We start from the raw sequence: 18,908 nt of genomic DNA on the forward strand, positions 1-18,908 counted from the left end.
GTATTTCATTTAGGGGGAAATTATCATGGATGTAAAAGAAACGGTATTATCAATTTTAAACGACTTAACGGGGAGCGACGTTAGTGGGGCCATGGACGACAACTTGTTTGACAGTGGTCTGTTAGACTCCATGGGGTCGGTTCAACTCTTATTGCAATTACAATCTCAACTGGGCGTCAACGTGCCAGTTTCTGAATTTGAGCGGTCAGAGTGGGACACGCCCAACAAGATCATCGCGAAAGTCGAAAGCCTGGCTTAATCAATGGCGAAGCGACTACTACGGATCTTTGGTCCGTTAATTCTCGCGGCTATTCTGGTTGTTGCGGTGCTGGTTTCACCGGTCACCTTTGGGTTTAAACACGTCAGTGCCAGTGAGGAACGCCAAGCGGCGGTCTCACTTTCGCCCAACGTGTTAAAGGGGAAGCGAATCAAGCAGGCGGCGTTGAAGAGCGACTATGTGCCGTTCTTCGGGTCCTCTGAGTGGTCGCGAATCGATCCGATGCACCCGTCGGTCTTAGCCCAGAAGTATCACCGGGATTACCGTCCGTTCCTATTGGGGGCGCGGGGGACGCAATCATTGACCAATTTCTTCGTCATGCAGAACATGCAGGGGGAATTGCGCAATAAAAAAGCGGTCTTCGTGATCTCACCCCAATGGTTCGTGAAGGACGGGACCCGGAAGGACGCCTTTGCCTTCTACTACTCTCAATTACAAACGACGGAATGGTTGTCCCATTACCGTAACGATGCAATTGACCGGTACGCGGCAAAGCGGCTCTTACAGATGCCCGTTGCCAAGTCGGATCACTTCCTGTACGCCGCCCTGCAACGGGTGGCCGCGGGAAAGCAGCTGACCGACAACGAACGCTTCTACCTGAAGACCAAGCAGAACATGTTGACGCAAGAGGATCAATTCTTCTCCGGCATCAACCTGCCATCGCAGAACTTGAACAAGGTGAACCAACAGGCGAAGAAGTTACCCACTCATTACGATTATCGTCAGTTGGATCAGCTTGCAGGCCGTATTGGTAAGGAACAGACGGGGAATAACCGTTTCCAAATCAGTGATTCGTTCTATAATCAGGGCTTAAAGCAAGAACTCAAGACCGGTAAGCTGAAGGACTTCCAGAAGAACCTCAGCTACACGAAGTCACCGGAATTCGGGGACTTCCAGCTGGTCTTGGACCAGTTTGCCCGGTTGAACACCAACGTCATGTTTATCATTCCACCGGTCAACGCCAAGTGGTCGGCCTACACGGGCTTGTCCCAGTCGATGCTCCGGCAGTTTGATCGGAAGATTCGTTACCAATTAGAGTCACAAGGGTTCCACAATATCTGTGACCTGAGTGACAAGGGCAACGTGCCGTACTTCATGACGGATACGATTCACCTGGGTTGGCGCGGCTGGTTGGCCGTCGATCAGAAGGTCGATCCCTTCTTATCCCAGCCACAGAAGCAACCAACTTACAAGATCAACGATAAATTCTATTCGGAAAAGTGGCAACAGCTGGATCCAGCGCAGTTGACGCAGTACGAACAGGAGACGAAATAAACACAAGGCGTTTGGCCACTGGCCGAGCGCTTTTTGCGTTCAGGGATTATTCTGAGGAACCCCGGGAGCTATGGTATAATTGTCAGGACATGGAACTCAGGAAAGTAGGAAATCAACATGGATCTGGAAAAATTAAAAGCACATCAAAAATATATTCGTAACTTTTCCATTGTGGCCCATATTGACCACGGGAAGTCGACCTTGGCCGACCGCATCCTCGAAATGACGGATACGATCTCCAAGCGCGACATGCAGAACCAAGTCTTGGACGATATGGATCTGGAACGGGAACGGGGCATCACCATCAAGCTGAACGCCGTGGAGCTGACCTATCACGCCAAGGACGGGCACGACTATGAATTTCACCTGATCGACACCCCCGGTCACGTGGACTTCTCCTATGAGGTCTCACGGAGCCTGGCGGCCTGTGAAGGGGCTATCCTGGTCGTGGACGCGGCCCAGGGGGTCGAGGCGCAGACGTTGGCCAACGTGTACCTGGCGCTGGACGACGACCTGGAGATCGTGCCGGTCATCAATAAGATCGACCTGCCATCCGCTGATCCGGACAAGGTGAAGCAGGAGATTGAAGACGTCATCGGATTAGACGCCTCCGACGCCGTCTTGGCCAGTGCCAAGCAGGGCATCGGCATCGAAGACCTGCTGGAACAGATTGTGGCCAAGGTGCCGGCACCGGATGGGGCGTTGGATGCTCCGCTGAAGGCGTTGGTCTTTGACTCGGTCTACGACGATTACCGGGGCGTGGTCCTGAGCGTGCGGATCTTCGAGGGCACGGTCCAACCGGGCGATAAGATTCGCCTGATGAACAGCGGCAGCGAGTACGAAGTAACCGAGGTGGGCGTCAACTCCCCCAAGCCCATCAGTCGGGACAACCTGATTGCCGGGGACGTGGGGTACATCACGGCCAGCATCAAGGACATCACCGAGACGCGAGTCGGGGATACCGTGACCAACGCCGAGGATCCCGCGGCCAAGGCCTTACCGGGTTACCGGGAAATGAGCCCCATGGTTTACGCCGGGCTGTATCCCACGGATAACGCCAAGTTGAACGACTTGCGGGAAGCCCTGGAAAAGCTGAAGTTGAACGACGCGGCTTTGGAATTCGAACCGGAGTCGTCCCAGGCCCTGGGTTTTGGGTTCCGCTGTGGGTTCTTGGGGATGCTGCACATGGACGTGGTCCAGGAGCGGCTCGAGCGGGAATTCAACCTTGATCTGATCACCACGGCGCCCTCGGTCACGTACCACGCGTACCTGACTGACGGGACCATGAAGGAGGTCGAAAATCCGGCCGAGATGCCGGAAGCGTCGGCCATCAAACGCATCGAAGAACCCATCGTGAAGGCGACGATTATGGCGCCGAACGACTACGTAGGCGCGGTCATGGAGCTGTGCCAACACCGGCGGGGGCAATTTTTGACGATGGAGTACCTGGACGATTACCGGGTCAACATCATCTACAACATGCCGCTGTCCGAAATCATCTTCGACTTCTTCGATAAGCTGAAGTCGAGTACGCGGGGCTACGCCTCCCTGGACTACGAGCGTAACGGGTACCAGGCGGCCGACTTGGTCAAGATCGACCTGTTGTTGAACGGGGACAAGGTCGATGCGCTGAGCTTCATCGCGCACCGGACGTTCGCGGCGCAACGGGGGCGGGAAATCGCGACCCGCTTGAAGGGTATCATCCCTCGGCAGAACTTCGAAATTCCGATTCAGGCGGCCATCGGGGCAAAGATCATTGCCCGGACGACCATCAAGGCCTACCGGAAGGACGTGACGGCGCACCTCTACGGGGGTGACCGGACTCGGCGGATGAAGTTGCTGGAGAAGCAAAAGGCCGGGAAGAAACGGATGAAGGCCGTTGGTCGGGTCGATATCCCGCAGGAAGCCTTCATGGCCGTTTTGAAGACGGACGAGGACGAAACCAAGTAACGCAAACCATCATATGAATGCGAAGGCCCGGTCCTGGGTGGCAAGTTGCCATTCAGGACCGGGCCTTTTTACTTTGGTATCGAGCATGTTAGGAACATCTTTGGTTATAAGAATCATTGGTTAGTGTCCACCGTTAGCGTCCTGGTAGTTAATGGGGCCTTCACGCAAGGTGGGCCTGGTCGGCCAGGGAAGGTGATGATGGCCGATATCGGACCCGTGCATGCTTCGAGGAAGGGGTCAATGAGCGCTTGGATAATCAATTGAAGAAATAATGACCGGGAGAGGGTTCTACCCCTGTAAACGGTTTCTAACGGGTTACACTTAGCCCATAGACCAGTAACACGAACAGTAAGGGGATGAGGAACATGCTAGGATTCGTATTGGGGAAAGACGGAAACTTACACGCGTTCTTTGAGGCGTTCAAACACTACGGCGAGCAGTTAACGGACGGGGAGTACGCCTTGCTCCGAGAATTGGTCCACCTCACGCGGGAACCGGGAAGCACGGTCAACATGGCCCAGAAGCTGGCCATCAGTTCTGATGAACTCGCAACTCAACTGACTAGTCTCAAAGCCTACGGTCTGATCGACTACTGGACCAAGCCGCAGTCGTCCGACGATGCGCGACTGCCGGCCTTGATTATTCGGTAATGAAAGAGTGGGACAAGAGAAGGTTAGCTGGCGAGCATTAACGGCGTCAGGCTGATAATTCCGACCTTTGACTGACGGTGTTAAGTGGAACCAGCTGCCTGTTGGCGCACGTTTCGACACCAGAAGTTCGGAAAATAAAACAGAGCTTGGGTCTTCACCCAAGCTCTATTTTAATGGATATTAATGGTAGCCCTTTTCCCAGCCACACAGCTTGTAACCGTGTTGCTTGGCCCACTTCAGGGTGACCTTCTTGGTGCGGCGCGCGTGGTTCAGTCCACGGCAGCCCCGTGAATAGTGGTACTTCTTGCCGTGGTGCGGGGCGATGATGACCTTGCTGGCCTTGGCCTCCGCGTTGACCGCCGGTGCGGTCACGGGGGCCAGCATGCCCGTCAATGTGAGCGTGGTAGTCACGAGTAACGTAACTTTGCGTAGCGTGTGATTCATGAATAATTCCTCCAAAGAATGCGCAGCTTTTAGCGTCGTCAGGGTTTGGACGGCGGTTAGTTTGATCGGTAAAGGGTGCCCGGTCAGGTGGCCCATTTACCCCGTTATTTAGCGCTTTATATTTTTCTATCAGAATTATCATAGCATAGCCTACCGCCCCGTGACAAAGGCTTTTTCGGCATTCTTTTGAGAGAAAATTGGGAAGGGTCGTTCAATCTGTCAACCGTTTCCGTGCTATAATGGTGGCAGATTATGTGAAGGAACCAGCCGGCATTCGGGGAATCCCCGAACAATGGGTGAGTTCCGGCGGAGGCGGCTTATGGGGTACGTTTATTTATCAGTGTCGATTATCACGGAGTTGGTGGGTACGACCATGCTGAAGGCGTCGAATGGGTTTACCCGGCTAGACCCAACAATGACCTCGCTGATCGCGTATACGATCTGTTTTTACTTTTTGTCGTTGACCTTGCGGACGGTGAACATGAGTGTCGCTTACGCGTTGTGGGGCGGCATCGGGATCGTGTTGACCACGGCGGTCGCGGTGCTTTTTATGCACGCGCCGCTCAATTTTGCGAGCGTTTGTGGGATCTTCTTGATTCTCGTGGGTAGCCTGGTCCTGAACCTGTACGGTGCGGGTGGTCATTAGGCCTGACCACGCGCCTCAAAGCGTGGAAATAGAACACGGCTCATAAAAAAACAGGAAGGAAATTCTCAGTTTTAGCGAGAATTTCCTTCCTGTTTTGGGCTGCGAATGGATGGTGCCCGTTTTTTGATAGGTTAACCTTCCCGTTCGGCGTCTTCTTCGAGCTCGAGCCAGATGGTTAGGGGGGATGGGATGTAGTCGGGCCATTCCTCCATCTTCTTGGCACACCGGGCCAGAATATGGCTCTGTCCGTCGGCGGCCAGGTCTTCAAAGACGGTCTCGGCCATGGCGTTGTCCGAGAGGTCGGTCATGAGCGTGGTAAGGGAGTGCTTCCACTCCTCGACCAGATCCTGGTAGATGACGATCCGGCGCGCCTGGAGAATCGTGTAATCGACCCCCTCCACGTGTAGTTGCTTGATGAGCCGATCGTATTCGTTAAACACGGCCGTTTGGGCACGTTGCCAGTCGGTCTCGGTGAAAGTTGTCTCTTCGTCTTTCATAATGCTTACCCCGCTTTGAGAGAAATGATGAACCCTGTGTCGGCTGAGCCGTGGCCCCGACACGAAACAGTACGAGCTTTAGTATAGCATGAATCGTGGCCGCCGACGCAGGATTCTTGGGGCGGGGCGGTCGGACACGAAAAAAGGCTGGGGTGCTCGTGCACTCAGCCCGTGGGTTACTTCGACTGGTCTTGCTTTAACAGCGTGACGATTTCCTTCAGGTACTTCTCTTCATTAGAGGGCTCGTCTTCTGCCGGTTCTTCCGCTGGCTTGGGCAGCAGCCGGTTCAAAAACTTCACCAACAGGAAGACCACGAAGGCGATGATCAGGAAATTGATGACCGAATTGATGAACGCCCCGTAGCGGAAGTGGGCCTTACCGACCGTCAGAACCAGGTTGGAAAAGTCGATACTCCCCACGAAGATCCCCAGCAGTGGGTTGATCAGGTTGGTGACCAACGAGTTCACGATGGCCGTAAAGGCCGCCCCGACGATGACCCCAACGGCCAGGTCCATAACATTGCCCCGTGCGATAAACTCCTTAAATTCTCTTAACATCCCGGTACCTCCCTAACGTAGTTACCCCTAATTCTTAGGGTTTTCGGGGGAAAATGCAACCGAAACGCAAAAAAATAATTATTTTAATCTTGATTCCGGAAGCGGTCCCGAAATTAGCAACAAGTTATGGTATAATTGTAAGTGGTTTCATAGTTACCAGGGGTTTCAACGGTCCTTTCACCGGTTGAAACGGTCAACGCCCGTTGCTAAACGTTTTGCTTGCAATCAGGGTGAAAATCATCTATTATGGTGACTTGATATATTCAGAAACGTTGAGACGATTGTTGTGCCAGGAAATCGTTGCGAACTGGGACAGTTGTCTGATAAATAGGAGGTGATTACCATGCTGAGTCGAACCAAACAATTTTTACGGCAACATAACTACCGTTATGAAAAGTCGTATATTCGCCCATTGATGGCGCCCGAGAGCGTCTACGTCTTTAAGTTCGGTCATGATTCGCTCAATAATCGGGTAATCATTCGTTATGGTCATACGTGGACGGGCCGTCAGCGAATCAACGAGATTGATTTGCGACTGCACAAGCAAAAGCATCCCCGAGTTTTCCAGAATGAAGCGGACATGTTGGATTATCTTGAAACCCACTTGGCCCAACGGGAAAAACGCCACGATGATCACCCGACCGATGCTGAGAAAGCCTAAGGCCGGTTGTTTCATGATTAAAGGGCTAATGGTGAGCCGGTGACAAGTTTCGTTGTCGCTGGCTCTTTTTCGTTTTATATAAGGAGGAAATCAACCATGCAATGGACAGAAGTGAGCGTGATTACGACCAATGAGGCGGTCGAGGCCGTCAGCAACATCCTACAGGAGGCCGGGGCCAGCGGCGTCAAGATCGACGATGCCGCCGACTACCAACACCTGCAGGCCAGACCCGACGAGATCTTGGACCTGACGGACATTCCGCACCGGACGACCGGCGCCGAAGTCAGCGCCTACTATCCCGAGACGGTCTTCGTGCCGGAGATCCTGCCGACCATCAGGCAACGGGTCCAGGACCTAGCGAAGTTCGGGCTCGACCCAGCGCCCGCCGAGGTGACGACTCAGGCCGTGGCCGACGAGAGCTGGGCGACCGCCTGGCAGAAGTACTACCATCCGGTGCGCATCACCCGCTACCTGACGGTGACGCCTAGCTGGGAAGCCTATCAGCCGGTTCAGAAAAACGAGCACGTGATTCGCCTGGACCCGGGAATGGCGTTCGGGACGGGGACGCACCCGACCACCCAGCTGTCCTTGACCGCCCTTGAAATGGTGGTGCGGGGCGGGGAAAGCATGTACGACGTGGGGACCGGTTCCGGGGTCCTGAGCATCGCCGCCAAGTACTTAGGCGTGGACCGCATCACGGCTTTTGACCTCGACGAGGTGGCCGTGCGCTCGGCCAAGACCAACCTGGCCCTGAATCCCGTGGCGGCCGACGTGGTCGCCAAGCCCAATAACCTGTTGACTGGAATCCACGAACCGGTGGACCTGATCGTGGCCAACATTTTAGCGGAGATCATCCTGCCGTTGATTCCGCAGGCCTGGGAGAACCTGCCGGCGGGGGGCCACTTCCTCACGTCGGGGATCATTGCCGACAAGCTGGATGAGGTCGTCGCCGCCCAGCAAAAGCAGGGCTTCATCATCGACAACGTGTTGCAAATGAAGGACTGGCGGGGCGTCATCGCCCACAAGCCAACGGAGGACGACTAACCAATGCAACGGTACTTTCTCGAAACACCGCAACAAACGGGGGACCACGTGACCCTTTCGGCGGCCACGACCCATCACTGGGTCACGGTCTTACGGGCCCAGGTGGGTGACGTGGCCGAGTTCGTGGACGCCACGGCGCACCTCTTTTACGGCGAGCTGCTGACGGCCGATGCGACCGCCGCGACCGTGGCCCTGACGGCGGTGCCAACGCCCGCGGTCGAACTACCGGCCGCCGTGACCATCGCCTGTGGGTTGCCCAAGCAGGAGAAGGCCGAGTGGATCACCCAGAAGGCCACCGAGCTGGGCGTGACCCACATCGTCTTCTTCGGGGCCGACTGGTCGGTGGCCAAGTGGCAGCCCAACAAGGTCGCCAAGAAGGTTGCCCGGTTGACCAAGGTGGCCCACGGCGCGGCCGAACAGTCGCACCGGTTGCGCCGGCCTACGGTGACCTACGCACCGACCTTAAAGGCCGTGCTGGCGACCCCGTACGCCCACCGCGTGATGGCTTACGAGGAATCCGCCAAGCAGGGGGAGCACAGCGCCCTCAAGGCAAGCCTGCAGGCGGTCGCACCGCAAGACAGCGTCCTGGCCATCTTTGGCCCCGAGGGCGGGATCAGCCCGGCTGAGGTCGCCACGGCACAAGCGGCCGGGGCAACGCTGGTCGGACTGGGTCCCCGCATTCTGCGAACCGAGACCGCGCCCCTGTACTTTTTGACGGCCGCCTCGGTCCTGTGGGAATTGCGGTAATCCGGCTGATAGGATGAAATCGGCTGGAAAACATGCTAAAATGATTGCAATTATTGAAGAGAGTTAGGTGGGGGTAGAATGAATCTGTTCAAAAAAATAGGTTGGCCCTATTGGGTCGTGGGCATCGTGATGGGGGTCGTGGTGCCACTACTGATGAAAGCGCTGGAACTTAGCGCCGTACTCCGGTTCGGCGGCCTGCTGATCCTGATCAACGGCGGCATCGCCATCGCCACGGGGCGGTTGATCGTGCAAAAGCATCAACCGCGCTGGTGGCTGCTGATCTGGCCGGTGTGGTTCTTGATCGGTGCGATGCTGGCTTGGCCGCAATACACGTGGGCCTTTGCCGTCGTTTATCTGTGCGTGGCGTACCTCACGGCGGGCCTCAGCACGCCAGAAACGGGTCAATCTGAAATTAAAAACTAAGGGTGGTGACGGCCGATATGACCAAAGAACGTGTCTGGACGGCTGAAGAAGTAATTGCCAGAGTAGGAAAATACATGAACGCGGAACACGTTGAGATGGTGGTCAAAGCCTGTCATTTTGCAACGGTTGCGCACAAGGACCAGTTCCGTCAATCCGGCCAACCCTACATTATGCACCCGATTCAGGTCGCCGGCATCTTGGCCGACCTGAACATGGACCCCGAGACCGTCTCGGCCGGTTTTTTGCACGATATCGTGGAGGATACCGGGGTGACCCTGAGTGACGTCCGGGAACTCTTTGGAGACGACGTCGCGCTCATCGTGGACGGCGTCACCAAGCTCGGGAAGATCAAGTACAAGTCGAACAGAGAGCAGCTGGCGGAGAACCACCGGAAGCTGCTGCTGGCCATGTCGAAGGATATCCGGGTCATGATCGTGAAGCTGGCCGACCGTCTGCACAACATGCGGACCCTGCAGCACCTGCGGCCGGATAAGCAACGGCGCATCGCCAACGAAACCTTGGAAATCTACGCACCGTTGGCCGACCGGTTGGGGATCAGTACCATTAAGTGGGAGTTGGAAGACATCTCGTTACGGTACCTGAATCCGCAACAGTACTACCGGATCGTTCACCTGATGAACTCACGGCGGGACCAACGGGAACAGTACATCGCGGCGGCCATCAAGGACATTCAGACCTCGATCGCCGACCTGCACCTGCAGCCGGAGATCTACGGCCGGCCGAAGCACATCTACTCGGTCTACCGGAAGATGAAGGACCAACATAAGCAATTTAGCCAAATCTACGACCTCTTGGCCATCCGGGTCATCGTGGACACCATTAAGGACTGTTACGCCGTATTAGGCGCCATTCACTCCCGTTGGAAGCCGATGCCCGGGCGGTTCAAGGACTACATCGCGATGTCCAAGGCCAACATGTACCAGTCCCTGCACACCACGGTGATTGGTCCCGAGGGTAAGCCGCTGGAAGTCCAGATTCGGACCAAGGAAATGCACGCCGTGGCTGAATACGGGGTCGCGGCCCACTGGGCTTACAAGGAAGGGGTCAAGGACAAGGTTCAGGCCACCAATACGGGGGACAAACTGAACCTGTTTAAGCACATCATCGAGTTGCAAGAAGATACCGATGACGCGGCGGACTTCATGGATAGCGTCAAGGGCGAACTCTTTGGCGACCACGTCTACGCGTTTACCCCCAAGGGCGACGTGCTGGAGTTGCCGAAGGGCGCCGGCCCGCTGGACATGGCCTACGCCATTCATACGGAGGTCGGGCACCACACTACCGGGGCCACGATCAACGGTAAGATCGTCCCGTTGAACTACGAAATCAAAAATGGGGACATCGTGGACATCCGTACGTCGAGCAGCTCGGCCGGGCCGAGCCGGGACTGGCTGAAGCTGGTCTCGACGCGGCGGGCCCGCAACAAGATCAAACAGTTCTTCCGGCAACGTGATCGGGAACAAAACATCGATCAGGGGGAAGAACAAATCGAGCGCATGATCCGGGACCTGGGATACGAACCGAGGGCCATCCTGACCAAGGAGAACTTGGACAAGGTCACGGCGAAGATGCACTACCAACAGACCGACGATTTGATGGCGGCCATTGGGTTTGGCGATTTACAACCCCGCGGCGTGGTCAACCGGCTGACCGAGGACGTCCGGCAGGCGGCCGAGGATGAACGGCGCCGGCAGGAGGAAAAGGAACTGCTGGAGGACCACCAGACCATCAAAAGTGACGGCGAGGCGGACAAGAAGGATCGCAAGAAGCAGCCCGATGGCGTGGTCATCGAGGGTGTCGATAATTTGCTGATTCGGTTGAGTCACTGCTGTTCACCGGTTCCGGGGGACAATATCGTGGGGTACATCACCAAGGGCCGGGGCGTTTCCGTGCACCGGACCGATTGCCCCAACGTGCGTCACGCCGAGGAGAACGGTGAGCGGATCGTCTCCGTTCGCTGGGGTGACGAGCACGGGGATCGGACCAACTACAACGCCGACATCGAGGTCCAGGGATACAACCGCAACGGGTTGCTCAACGACGTGCTCCGGACGATCAACAACTCGACGAAGGACCTGACCTCGATCAACGGGAAGGTGGACCACAACAAGATGGTCATTATCTCGGTCAGCTTGGGGATCCGCAACCGCTGGGAACTCCAACGGATCGTCGACAACATCAAGAATATTCCGGACGTTTACGTGGTTAAGCGCCCGTTCCATTAGTAGGAGGATACGATGCGCATTCTATTACAACGGGTCAAACAGGCCAGCGTGACCATCGAGGATCAGGTCCACGGGCAGATCGACCAGGGCTTTTTGCTACTAGTCGGGGCCGAAGACAGCGACACCAGTGAGCAGGTCGACTACCTGGTCCACAAGATCAGCCACCTGCGGGTCTTCAGCGACGCGGCGGGAAAGATGAACCTGAGCGTCCAGGACGTCCAGGGGAGCATCCTGTCGGTCTCCCAGTTCACGCTGTACGCCAACGTGAAGAAGGGCAACCGGCCCAGCTTCGTGGGTGCGGGCGACCCCGCCCACGCGGAGAAGCTGTACCATGAGCTGAACCAGAAGCTGGCGGCCACGGGGATTCCGGTGGCCACGGGAGTCTTCGGGGCGGACATGCAGGTGGCCTTGGTCAACGATGGTCCGGTCACCATCTGGTTCGACACGGACGACTTACAAAAATAAACCATGAACGACCAGTTGACAACGACTGGCCGTTTTTTTAGGAGGACAACTTAATGCGGTATCAACAACTTTTTTGGGACTTCGACGGGACGCTGGTCAATACCTACCCGGGGATGGTCACGGCCTTCCACCAGGCCTTAGAGGACACGGGCGTCAACGACTTTGAGATCGACGACCTGGCCATCTACCAGGCCATGCGCCAACACAGCTTGGGCACCGCCCTGCAGCGGTTCGCGGCCGAATTCAGTGTGGACCGGGGCCGCTTGCAGCAGCTGTATCGGCACCACGCGGCCCCGCAGTTAACGACGGCGGCCCCGTTTGCCGGGGTGGGGGCGCTCTTGCGGACGGTCCAAGACCAGGGCGGGCGGAACTTTGTCCTCACGCACCGGGATAACGGGGCCCTGGACCGGTTATCCGCGCTGGGCCTCAGCGGGTTCTTCAGCGGAGCGGTCACGGCCGCCGACGACTACCCGCGTAAGCCCGACCCGACCAGCCTGCGAGCGCTGATGCAACGCTACGCGGTTGAGCCGGCGACGGCCATCATGATCGGTGACCGCAACTTGGACGTGCAGGCGGGCCACCGCGCGGGGATGGCCGGGGCACTCTTTGACCCGGAACACCTGATCGTCGACGAAAGCCAACCCGAGGTGCGGGTGACTCAGATGGCCGAGCTAAAGGCGTGGCTGCTGGCAACCGATTAGCGGGGCTCGCAGCGAACTGATGGGTGCTGAAGGGTCCGCCGTGACACTCCGGTGGCCCCGGCGTATACTAGACCCCAACAAATGATTGGGGAGTGACGGGGACGATGTTACGACGATTGCGAACGCGTCAAGTCTGGCTGGAGATCAGCCTGTTATTGGTTTTGCTCTTAGGGGGCTGTGCGGCCCGCGGGACGGGGCCCCAGGCCAGCTCGTCGAAGCTGGATGGGGCCAAATACGTGCCCACGCTGTTCTTTCACGGGTACGGTAGCAGTGCGAACGCCGAGATGCCCATGATTCGAGCCGCGCAACGGGCCGGGGTCACCCAGACCGTGGTTCACGCCACGGTGGCGAAGGACGGTCACGTCAGTTGGCGGGGCCGGTTTAAGGCCGGGGATGAGCACCCCATCGTGGCGGTACAGTTCACGGCCAACCGCGAGGGGGATTACCAGGTCACGGCTGGCTGGGCCAAAAACGTGATCACGGGGTTGCAGCAGACCTATCACATTACCCGCTTCAATATGGTGGGCCATTCGATGGGGAACATGGCGATGGTCTTCTACCTGCTGAAGAATGCGCGGAACACCCATTTACCGCAGCTGCAACGGCAGGTCGACATCGCCGGACACTTTAACGGCATCCTGGGGATCAACGACCGCCCCAACCGCATGACCCTCACGGCGGCGGGTAAGCCGACCAAGCTGGATCGCGATTACCAGCAACTGTTGGCGTTACGGCAACGGTATCCGCGACAGGCGCGCGTACTGAACATCTACGGGGACCTGAATAACGGGACTCATTCGGACGGGTCAGCAACGCGTCGTCGAAATCGCTGCGCTACCTGGTGGCTGGACGGGCACGGTCGTATCAGGAACGACGCATCGTGGGGCCAAACGCCCAGCACAGCAAGCTGCACGACAACGCGCAGGTCAACCGCCTGTTGATTCACTTCTTATGGCAAAAATAAGGGCTTTATAAATCTAAAACGACCTGAGCGCCGCCAAACCAATAGTGATTTGGCGGCGCTCAGGTCGTTTTAGTGGGTGATTTAATAGATTGTGATCATGAGTGCGGCAAGCCCCGTTCGAGCGTGGCATCGACGGCGGGGCCGTAGGTTTCACCGAAGAGGTTCAGGTGCGCTAGCAGGTAGTAGAGCTGGTAGTGGGGCAACCGATCGGCGTAGCCCGATTCCAGGGGATAGGCCGCTTGGTAGCCCTTGTAGAAGTCCCCGTCGAAGCCGCCGAAGATGGTGGTCATAGCCAGATCGAACTCCCGGTCCCCGTACAGGGTGTCGGGGTCGATCAGCGTGGGGGTCCCGTCGGTCGTGAACAGGTAGTTGCCGGCCCAGAGGTCCCCGTGCAGCAACGAGGGCACGATTTTGCGGCCCCGGTTTTCGGCCACGATGGCCTGCCGGACCCGTTGGTAGGCGGCCTCACGCTGAGAGTTCCAAAGGTGGTGGGCCAAAGCGCGCTTCACCAGCGGGTCGAGCCGTTGTTCAAGGTAGAAGGTCGTCCAATCCGTCTGCCACTGGTTATTTTTGGGCAGTTTGGCCACGCGGTTGTCCTGGTCGAATCCGAACTGTGGAGCGGTCACCCGGTGAACCCGGGCCACGGCCTGCCCCAGGTCGTACTGGCTGCCCCGACCGGTTTCGAGAAACTCGAGGAGCAGGTAGGCGTCCCCGTCGATCTCGCCGGTCCCCAGGACCGTGGGCGTGTTGACCGCTTGACTAAGTGCCTGGAGCCCGGCGACCTCGTGGGCGTAAAAGCTCGCGGGGGTCTGGGGCTGGACCAGTAAAAAGGCGGGGCCCTCGGCCGTGGTCAGCCGAAAGGCCTGATTGATGTCGCCCCCGCTGACAGGAGTGGCGGTCGTCACCCCGGGTAAGGGCAGTTGTGAAAGCCAGTTTGCAGATAAAGACAAAATCATCGCTTCTTTCTAAAATGAGGAGATCCACGGCAGCGGGCACCTGCTGACGAAAACTATTCCCGTGTCAGGCAGGTTAGTTCTGGGCTGCGAAGTAGCGGCTCAGGCCCTGCACGACGTTATTGGCCACGGTCTGTTGGTAATGGGCGCTGCGGATGTCGCTGAAGTCCTTTTTGGTGTTGATGTAGCCCATTTCAAGTAGGAGGGACGGGCGGCTGTTGTCCCGGATGACCTCGAAGTTGCCGAAGCGGATGCCCCGGTTGGTCAGCGGCAGGTCGTCCATTTCACGATTGATGGCCTCGGCCAACGCGTAGGAGGACTTGCGGTGGTAGTAGTAGGTCGTGGTCCCCGAGGCCAGGTTATCGGTCGGTGACGAATCGAAGTGAAAGCTGATAAACGCGTTGGCTTGGTTGGTGTTGGCCAGGGCCGGGCGGTCGGCCAGACTGACCGAGGTGTCCGAACTCCGGGTCATGATGACGTGTGCCCCCTTGGCCCGCAACAACTTGGCTACGCGTTGGGCGAGTTCCAGCGTATAGGTCTTCTCGTCGTGTTTCTGGTCGATGGATAAGGCGCCGGAGTCGCTGCCCCCGTGGCCCGGATCCAAGACGATGGTCGCCTCGGATAAGGTGGTGGCCTGCTTGAGATTGCCCGGATGATCAACTAACCAACTGGCGACCCAGCCGAAGTGGTTCTGGCTGTCGCGGACGTGGTACCAATTGTCCTTCTCGCCGATGATGGTCAGGCGGCTATTCTTGGCGACCTTGCTGGTCACCCCGTAGGTCAGGCCGGGGCCCCGCCGGAGGTTCAGATTGCTGACGGTGGCGGTGACGGCGTTGTTGCGGACGAAGGCCATCAGTAGTCCGCCCGCCACGAGTAAAATGATGAGACTGGTGACCAGTCCCACCCAATTCTTAGGTTTAAAGTGCATGTTGGGTTTCTCCTTCAACAAATTAGGTCAATTATACCACGGGGCGGGGAACGAACCGTGGAAGTTGTTAGCGGCTGCCTTGACTTTTAAGCTGGCTTTCAGTATTCTTAAGAAGAATAAAATAGAAGCCCATGAGGAAGACCAGTAAAGGGTCAATCGTTTACAGAGAGGTTGCGTGGCTGAAAGCAACTAACGAACGACTTTTGAAGACACTTTCGAGGCTAATGACAGTTTCTGTCATTCGTTTGCAACGTTATCCTGCTGAGAAAATAAAAAGGTGGTACCGTGCATACCTGCGCCCTTGTCAATTGACAGGGGCGTTTTTTATTTAGCGCAGCGCTGAGAAAGGAAGAATGCATATGCGTTACCAACGACCAAAGGGCACGGCGGACATCTTACCAGGCGATTCTGAGACCTGGCAGTTCGTCGAGGCCACGGCGCGGCAACTGTTTGCCCGTTACCGGTTCGATGAGATCCGGACGCCCATGTTTGAAAACTTCGAAGTCTTCTCCCGTACGTCGGGGGATACCTCGGACATCGTCACCAAGGAAATGTACGACTTCAAGGATAAGGGGGACCGGCACCTATCCCTGCGGCCAGAAGGCACGGCCGGTGTGGTCCGGGCGTTCGTCGAGAACAAGCTTTACGGTCCCGAGACGACCAAGCCCTACAAGGTCTACTACATGGGGCCGATGTTCCGTTACGAACGGCCCCAATCCGGGCGGCAACGGGAATTTCACCAGATCGGGGTGGAAGCCTTCGGCAGTGACGCGCCCGAATTGGACGTAGAAGTCATTGCGCTGGGGATGAACCTCCTCACCAAGCTGGGGTTGAAGCACCTGCGCCTGGCCCTCAACACCTTGGGGGACCAAGAGACCCGGGCCGCTTACCGGCAAGCGCTGATCGACTTTCTGGAACCGCACTTCGACGAACTCAGTGATGACTCGAAGGTCCGGCTGCACAAGAACCCGCTGCGGGTCCTCGACAGCAAGGACAAGCACGACCAGGAGATTGTGGCCGATGCGCCATCGATCCTGGACTTCTTGACGCCCGACGCCACGGAACACTTCGCCAAGGTCAAGGCGAGCCTGGATGCCTTGGGCATCGACTACGACGTGGACGCCACCATGGTGCGGGGGTTGGACTACTACAACCACACCATCTTCGAGATCATGGCCGATTCACCCGCGTTGGGTGAGGGCTACACCACCGTGCTGGCGGGGGGCCGCTACAACGGCCTGGTCGCAGAACTGGGCGGTCCCGAGATGCCCGGTGTCGGCTTCGGAATGGGCGTGGAACGGTTGGTTCTGTTGATGCAGGCCGAAAAGGTGCCCGTGCCCGATGAACACCCGCTGGACGTCTACATCGTGGGTATCGGCGACGACACGTCGCTCGAGACGCTCAAGCTGGTGCAGGCCATTCGGCAGGCGGGTCTGACCGCCGACCGAGATTACCTCGGCCGGAAGCCCAAGGCGCAGTTCAAGACGGCCAACCGGTTGGCGGCCAAGTACACCTTGACCATCGGTGACCAGGAACTGGCCAACCAAACGGCGAACTTGAAGGCCATGGCCACTGGTGAAGAGATCAGTGTGCCGTTAGCCGACATTTACCAAGATTTCCAAAAGGTTGTGGATCAAGGATTCACGGCAGAATAAGAGGGGAAAATCAATGGAAAAGAATTTGAAACGGACCACGTACGCCGGTCTTGTCGACGAGCAATACCTCGACCAGACCGTTGTTCTCAAGGGTTGGGTGCAAAAGCGCCGGAACCTGGGGGGCTTAATCTTCGTTGACCTGCGGGACCGGGAAGGCCTGGTCCAATTGGTCTTTAGCGAAAAGTTTGACCAAGATGCCTTTGCCGTGGCGGAAACGCTGCGGAGCGAATACGTCATCGAGATCCAAGGGAAGGTCGTTGCCCGGGTCGGCAAGGAAATCAATCCGGACATGCGGACGGGGAAGGTCGAAGTCCAAGTCATGGGCATCAACCTCTTGAACAAGGCTAAGACGCCACCGTTTGACATCAAGGACGGCATCAACGCCTCGGACGATCTGCGGTTACAGTACCGCTACCTGGACTTACGGCGGCCCGAGATGCAACAGGGCATCATGCTGCGGAACCGGATCATCCAGTCCGTACACAGCTACTTTGACAACAACGGCTTCGTGGACATCGAAACGCCGGACCTGACTAAGTCCACGCCAGAAGGGGCCCGGGACTACCTGGTACCTTCCCGGATCTACCACGGCCACTTCTACGCCTTACCGCAATCACCGCAACTGTTTAAGCAGTTATTGATGGGTGCCGGCTTCGACCGGTACTACCAAATCGCCCGGTGCTTCCGGGACGAAGACTTGCGGGGCGACCGGCAACCGGAATTCACCCAGATCGACTTGGAAACGTCCTTCTTAACGGCCGAAGAGATCCAAGACATCACCGAAGGCTTGATCGCCAAGGTCATGAAGGACACCTTAAACGTCGACGTCACCCTGCCGTTCAAGCGGATGGACTGGGACGAATCGATGGCGCGGTTCGGGACCGACCAACCAGACGTGCGGTTCGGCATGGAATTGAAGGACCTGTCGGCCATCATGCAAGACAGCGACTTCAAGGTCTTCGCGAACGCCGTTAAGGACGGCGGCCAAGTCAAGGCCATCGCCGTTCCTGGTGGTGCGGACCTGTACAGCCGGAAGGATATCGACAAGTACGCCCAATACATCGAACGTTTCGGTGCGAAGGGCTTGGCCTGGATGAAGGTCACCGACGACGGCTTCAGCGGCCCCATCGCGAAGTTCTTCAAGGACGCCGATTCCTTCGAGCAGATCACGACGGCCACCGGTGCCAAGAGCGGCGACCTGCTGCTCTTCGCGGCCGACTCCAAGCGGGTCGTGGCCCAAACGCTGGCGTACCTGCGGGTCGACATTGCCAAGAACCAAGGTATGATCGACGAGAACAAGTGGGCGTTCCTTTGGATCGTCAACTGGCCACTGTTTGACTACGACGTGGACCTGAAGCGGTGGGTTCCAGCGCACCACCCGTTCACCATGCCGAAGGAGGGCGATGCCCACTACCTGAACGATGGCGAAGACCCGCACAAGGCCTACGCTCAGAGTTACGACATCATCCTGAACGGGTTGGAATTAGGGGGCGGGTCCATCCGGATTCACACCCGGGAGCTTCAGATGAAGATGCTGAAGGCCTTAGGCTTTACGCCGGAACGGGCCGAGAAGCAATTTGGCTTCCTCCTGAAGGCGTTAGATTACGGGTTCCCGCCTCACGGTGGTCTGGCCATCGGGTTGGACCGGTTTGCCCGCTTGCTGGCTAAGCGCGACAACATCCGTGACGTGATCGCCTTCCCGAAGAACTCGAAGGCGACCGAACCGATGACCCAGGCCCCAAGTACCGTTGCCCAAAAGCAACTGGACGACCTCGACCTGGCCATTACCGATGCGGACGGCGATTCAGACAAGTAATTGAAATGA

Annotated in this window: 19 protein-coding genes and 1 pseudogene; 15 read left to right on the forward strand and 5 right to left on the reverse strand. The window is 57.3% G+C overall.

Annotation, left to right across the window (positions count from 1 at the left end):
- Positions 1–25: 25 nt before the first annotated feature.
- From dltC to FD37_RS01880, 4 genes are all read left to right on the forward strand, one after another.
- On the forward strand, positions 26–259 hold the full coding sequence (dltC, locus tag FD37_RS01865) for a D-alanine--poly(phosphoribitol) ligase subunit DltC (protein WP_045807899.1): 234 nt from the start codon (positions 26–28) through the stop codon (positions 257–259).
- Between the two features lie 3 nt (positions 260–262).
- On the forward strand, positions 263–1,552 hold the full coding sequence (gene dltD / locus FD37_RS01870) for a D-alanyl-lipoteichoic acid biosynthesis protein DltD (protein ID WP_056963057.1): 1,290 nt from the start codon (positions 263–265) through the stop codon (positions 1,550–1,552).
- Positions 1,553–1,669: 117 nt separating this feature from the next.
- Positions 1,670–3,502 (forward strand): translation elongation factor 4, encoded by a 1,833-nt coding sequence (lepA, locus tag FD37_RS01875; RefSeq protein WP_045807897.1) that lies wholly within the window; start codon positions 1,670–1,672, stop codon positions 3,500–3,502.
- A 365-nt stretch (positions 3,503–3,867) separates the two neighbouring features.
- The gene (locus tag FD37_RS01880; RefSeq protein ID WP_045807896.1) at positions 3,868–4,152 is read left to right on the forward strand and encodes a hypothetical protein; all 285 of its coding nucleotides are present in this window, start codon (positions 3,868–3,870) and stop codon (positions 4,150–4,152) included.
- Positions 4,153–4,332: 180 nt separating this feature from the next.
- On the opposite strand, the gene FD37_RS01885 is transcribed toward FD37_RS01880, so the two are convergent.
- Positions 4,333–4,596 (reverse strand): hypothetical protein, encoded by a 264-nt coding sequence (locus FD37_RS01885; RefSeq protein WP_056963060.1) that lies wholly within the window; start codon positions 4,594–4,596, stop codon positions 4,333–4,335.
- A gap of 319 nt (positions 4,597–4,915) precedes the next feature.
- On the opposite strand from FD37_RS01885, the gene FD37_RS01890 reads away from it, so the two are divergent.
- Entirely contained in the window at positions 4,916–5,242 is a 327-nt protein-coding gene (locus tag FD37_RS01890) for a DMT family transporter (protein ID WP_056963061.1), read from the forward strand.
- A gap of 131 nt (positions 5,243–5,373) precedes the next feature.
- On the opposite strand, the gene FD37_RS01895 is transcribed toward FD37_RS01890, so the two are convergent.
- On the reverse strand, positions 5,374–5,739 hold the full coding sequence (locus tag FD37_RS01895) for a hypothetical protein (protein WP_045807893.1): 366 nt from the start codon (positions 5,737–5,739) through the stop codon (positions 5,374–5,376).
- A gap of 176 nt (positions 5,740–5,915) precedes the next feature.
- Positions 5,916–6,296 (reverse strand): large-conductance mechanosensitive channel protein MscL, encoded by a 381-nt coding sequence (mscL, locus tag FD37_RS01900; RefSeq protein WP_045807892.1) that lies wholly within the window; start codon positions 6,294–6,296, stop codon positions 5,916–5,918.
- A 343-nt stretch (positions 6,297–6,639) separates the two neighbouring features.
- Here mscL and FD37_RS01905 point away from each other — a divergent pair, with 343 nt between their 5' ends.
- From FD37_RS01905 to FD37_RS01940, 8 genes and pseudogenes are all read left to right on the forward strand, one after another.
- A complete protein-coding gene (locus FD37_RS01905) occupies positions 6,640–6,957 on the forward strand; it encodes a hypothetical protein (RefSeq protein WP_052957239.1) in 318 nt (105 codons plus the stop codon).
- 96 nt (positions 6,958–7,053) lie between these two features.
- The gene (gene prmA / locus FD37_RS01910) at positions 7,054–8,001 is read left to right on the forward strand and encodes a 50S ribosomal protein L11 methyltransferase (RefSeq protein WP_056963063.1); all 948 of its coding nucleotides are present in this window, start codon (positions 7,054–7,056) and stop codon (positions 7,999–8,001) included.
- A gap of 3 nt (positions 8,002–8,004) precedes the next feature.
- A complete protein-coding gene (locus FD37_RS01915) occupies positions 8,005–8,748 on the forward strand; it encodes an RsmE family RNA methyltransferase (RefSeq protein ID WP_056963065.1) in 744 nt (247 codons plus the stop codon).
- Positions 8,749–8,826: 78 nt separating this feature from the next.
- The gene (locus FD37_RS01920) at positions 8,827–9,171 is read left to right on the forward strand and encodes a hypothetical protein (protein WP_045807887.1); all 345 of its coding nucleotides are present in this window, start codon (positions 8,827–8,829) and stop codon (positions 9,169–9,171) included.
- 17 nt (positions 9,172–9,188) lie between these two features.
- Positions 9,189–11,417 (forward strand): RelA/SpoT family protein, encoded by a 2,229-nt coding sequence (locus tag FD37_RS01925; protein WP_056963159.1) that lies wholly within the window; start codon positions 9,189–9,191, stop codon positions 11,415–11,417.
- Positions 11,418–11,429: 12 nt separating this feature from the next.
- Positions 11,430–11,882: a D-aminoacyl-tRNA deacylase gene (dtd, locus tag FD37_RS01930; protein WP_045807886.1), complete on the forward strand. Its 453-nt coding sequence runs from the start codon at positions 11,430–11,432 to the stop codon at positions 11,880–11,882.
- 53 nt (positions 11,883–11,935) lie between these two features.
- Positions 11,936–12,583 carry an HAD-IA family hydrolase gene (locus tag FD37_RS01935; protein WP_045807885.1) on the forward strand — a complete coding sequence of 216 codons (648 nt, stop codon included), beginning with the start codon at positions 11,936–11,938 and terminating at the stop codon, positions 12,581–12,583.
- Between the two features lie 236 nt (positions 12,584–12,819).
- Positions 12,820–13,547 (forward strand): annotated as a pseudogene (locus FD37_RS01940) (alpha/beta hydrolase).
- A 95-nt stretch (positions 13,548–13,642) separates the two neighbouring features.
- Here FD37_RS01940 and FD37_RS01945 read toward each other — a convergent pair.
- Positions 13,643–14,497 (reverse strand): fructosamine kinase family protein, encoded by an 855-nt coding sequence (locus tag FD37_RS01945; protein ID WP_186811282.1) that lies wholly within the window; start codon positions 14,495–14,497, stop codon positions 13,643–13,645.
- A gap of 79 nt (positions 14,498–14,576) precedes the next feature.
- Positions 14,577–15,428: an N-acetylmuramoyl-L-alanine amidase family protein gene (locus tag FD37_RS01950; RefSeq protein ID WP_045807882.1), complete on the reverse strand. Its 852-nt coding sequence runs from the start codon at positions 15,426–15,428 to the stop codon at positions 14,577–14,579.
- A 359-nt stretch (positions 15,429–15,787) separates the two neighbouring features.
- On the opposite strand from FD37_RS01950, the gene hisS reads away from it, so the two are divergent.
- Positions 15,788–17,083, forward strand: coding sequence for a histidine--tRNA ligase (hisS, locus tag FD37_RS01955; protein WP_045807881.1), 1,296 nt, complete (start codon positions 15,788–15,790; stop codon positions 17,081–17,083).
- Between the two features lie 25 nt (positions 17,084–17,108).
- A complete protein-coding gene (aspS, locus tag FD37_RS01960; RefSeq protein WP_056963162.1) occupies positions 17,109–18,899 on the forward strand; it encodes an aspartate--tRNA ligase in 1,791 nt (596 codons plus the stop codon).
- Positions 18,900–18,908: the final 9 nt, after the last annotated feature.

The sequence above is a fragment of the Levilactobacillus spicheri DSM 15429 genome (genome assembly GCF_001435095.1).
Classification (GTDB): Bacteria; Bacillota; Bacilli; order Lactobacillales; family Lactobacillaceae; genus Levilactobacillus; species Levilactobacillus spicheri.

Coding starts and splice junctions, on each gene's coding strand:
- dltC (WP_045807899.1), top strand. CDS start 26: ATGGATGTAAAAGAAACGGTATTATCAATTTTAAACGACTTAACGGGG.
- dltD (WP_056963057.1), top strand. CDS start 263: ATGGCGAAGCGACTACTACGGATCTTTGGTCCGTTAATTCTCGCGGCT.
- lepA (WP_045807897.1), top strand. CDS start 1,670: ATGGATCTGGAAAAATTAAAAGCACATCAAAAATATATTCGTAACTTT.
- FD37_RS01880 (WP_045807896.1), top strand. CDS start 3,868: ATGCTAGGATTCGTATTGGGGAAAGACGGAAACTTACACGCGTTCTTT.
- FD37_RS01885 (WP_056963060.1), bottom strand. CDS start 4,596: ATGAATCACACGCTACGCAAAGTTACGTTACTCGTGACTACCACGCTC.
- FD37_RS01890 (WP_056963061.1), top strand. CDS start 4,916: ATGGGGTACGTTTATTTATCAGTGTCGATTATCACGGAGTTGGTGGGT.
- FD37_RS01895 (WP_045807893.1), bottom strand. CDS start 5,739: ATGAAAGACGAAGAGACAACTTTCACCGAGACCGACTGGCAACGTGCC.
- mscL (WP_045807892.1), bottom strand. CDS start 6,296: ATGTTAAGAGAATTTAAGGAGTTTATCGCACGGGGCAATGTTATGGAC.
- FD37_RS01905 (WP_052957239.1), top strand. CDS start 6,640: ATGCTGAGTCGAACCAAACAATTTTTACGGCAACATAACTACCGTTAT.
- prmA (WP_056963063.1), top strand. CDS start 7,054: ATGCAATGGACAGAAGTGAGCGTGATTACGACCAATGAGGCGGTCGAG.
- FD37_RS01915 (WP_056963065.1), top strand. CDS start 8,005: ATGCAACGGTACTTTCTCGAAACACCGCAACAAACGGGGGACCACGTG.
- FD37_RS01920 (WP_045807887.1), top strand. CDS start 8,827: ATGAATCTGTTCAAAAAAATAGGTTGGCCCTATTGGGTCGTGGGCATC.
- FD37_RS01925 (WP_056963159.1), top strand. CDS start 9,189: ATGACCAAAGAACGTGTCTGGACGGCTGAAGAAGTAATTGCCAGAGTA.
- dtd (WP_045807886.1), top strand. CDS start 11,430: ATGCGCATTCTATTACAACGGGTCAAACAGGCCAGCGTGACCATCGAG.
- FD37_RS01935 (WP_045807885.1), top strand. CDS start 11,936: ATGCGGTATCAACAACTTTTTTGGGACTTCGACGGGACGCTGGTCAAT.
- FD37_RS01950 (WP_045807882.1), bottom strand. CDS start 15,428: ATGCACTTTAAACCTAAGAATTGGGTGGGACTGGTCACCAGTCTCATC.
- hisS (WP_045807881.1), top strand. CDS start 15,788: ATGCGTTACCAACGACCAAAGGGCACGGCGGACATCTTACCAGGCGAT.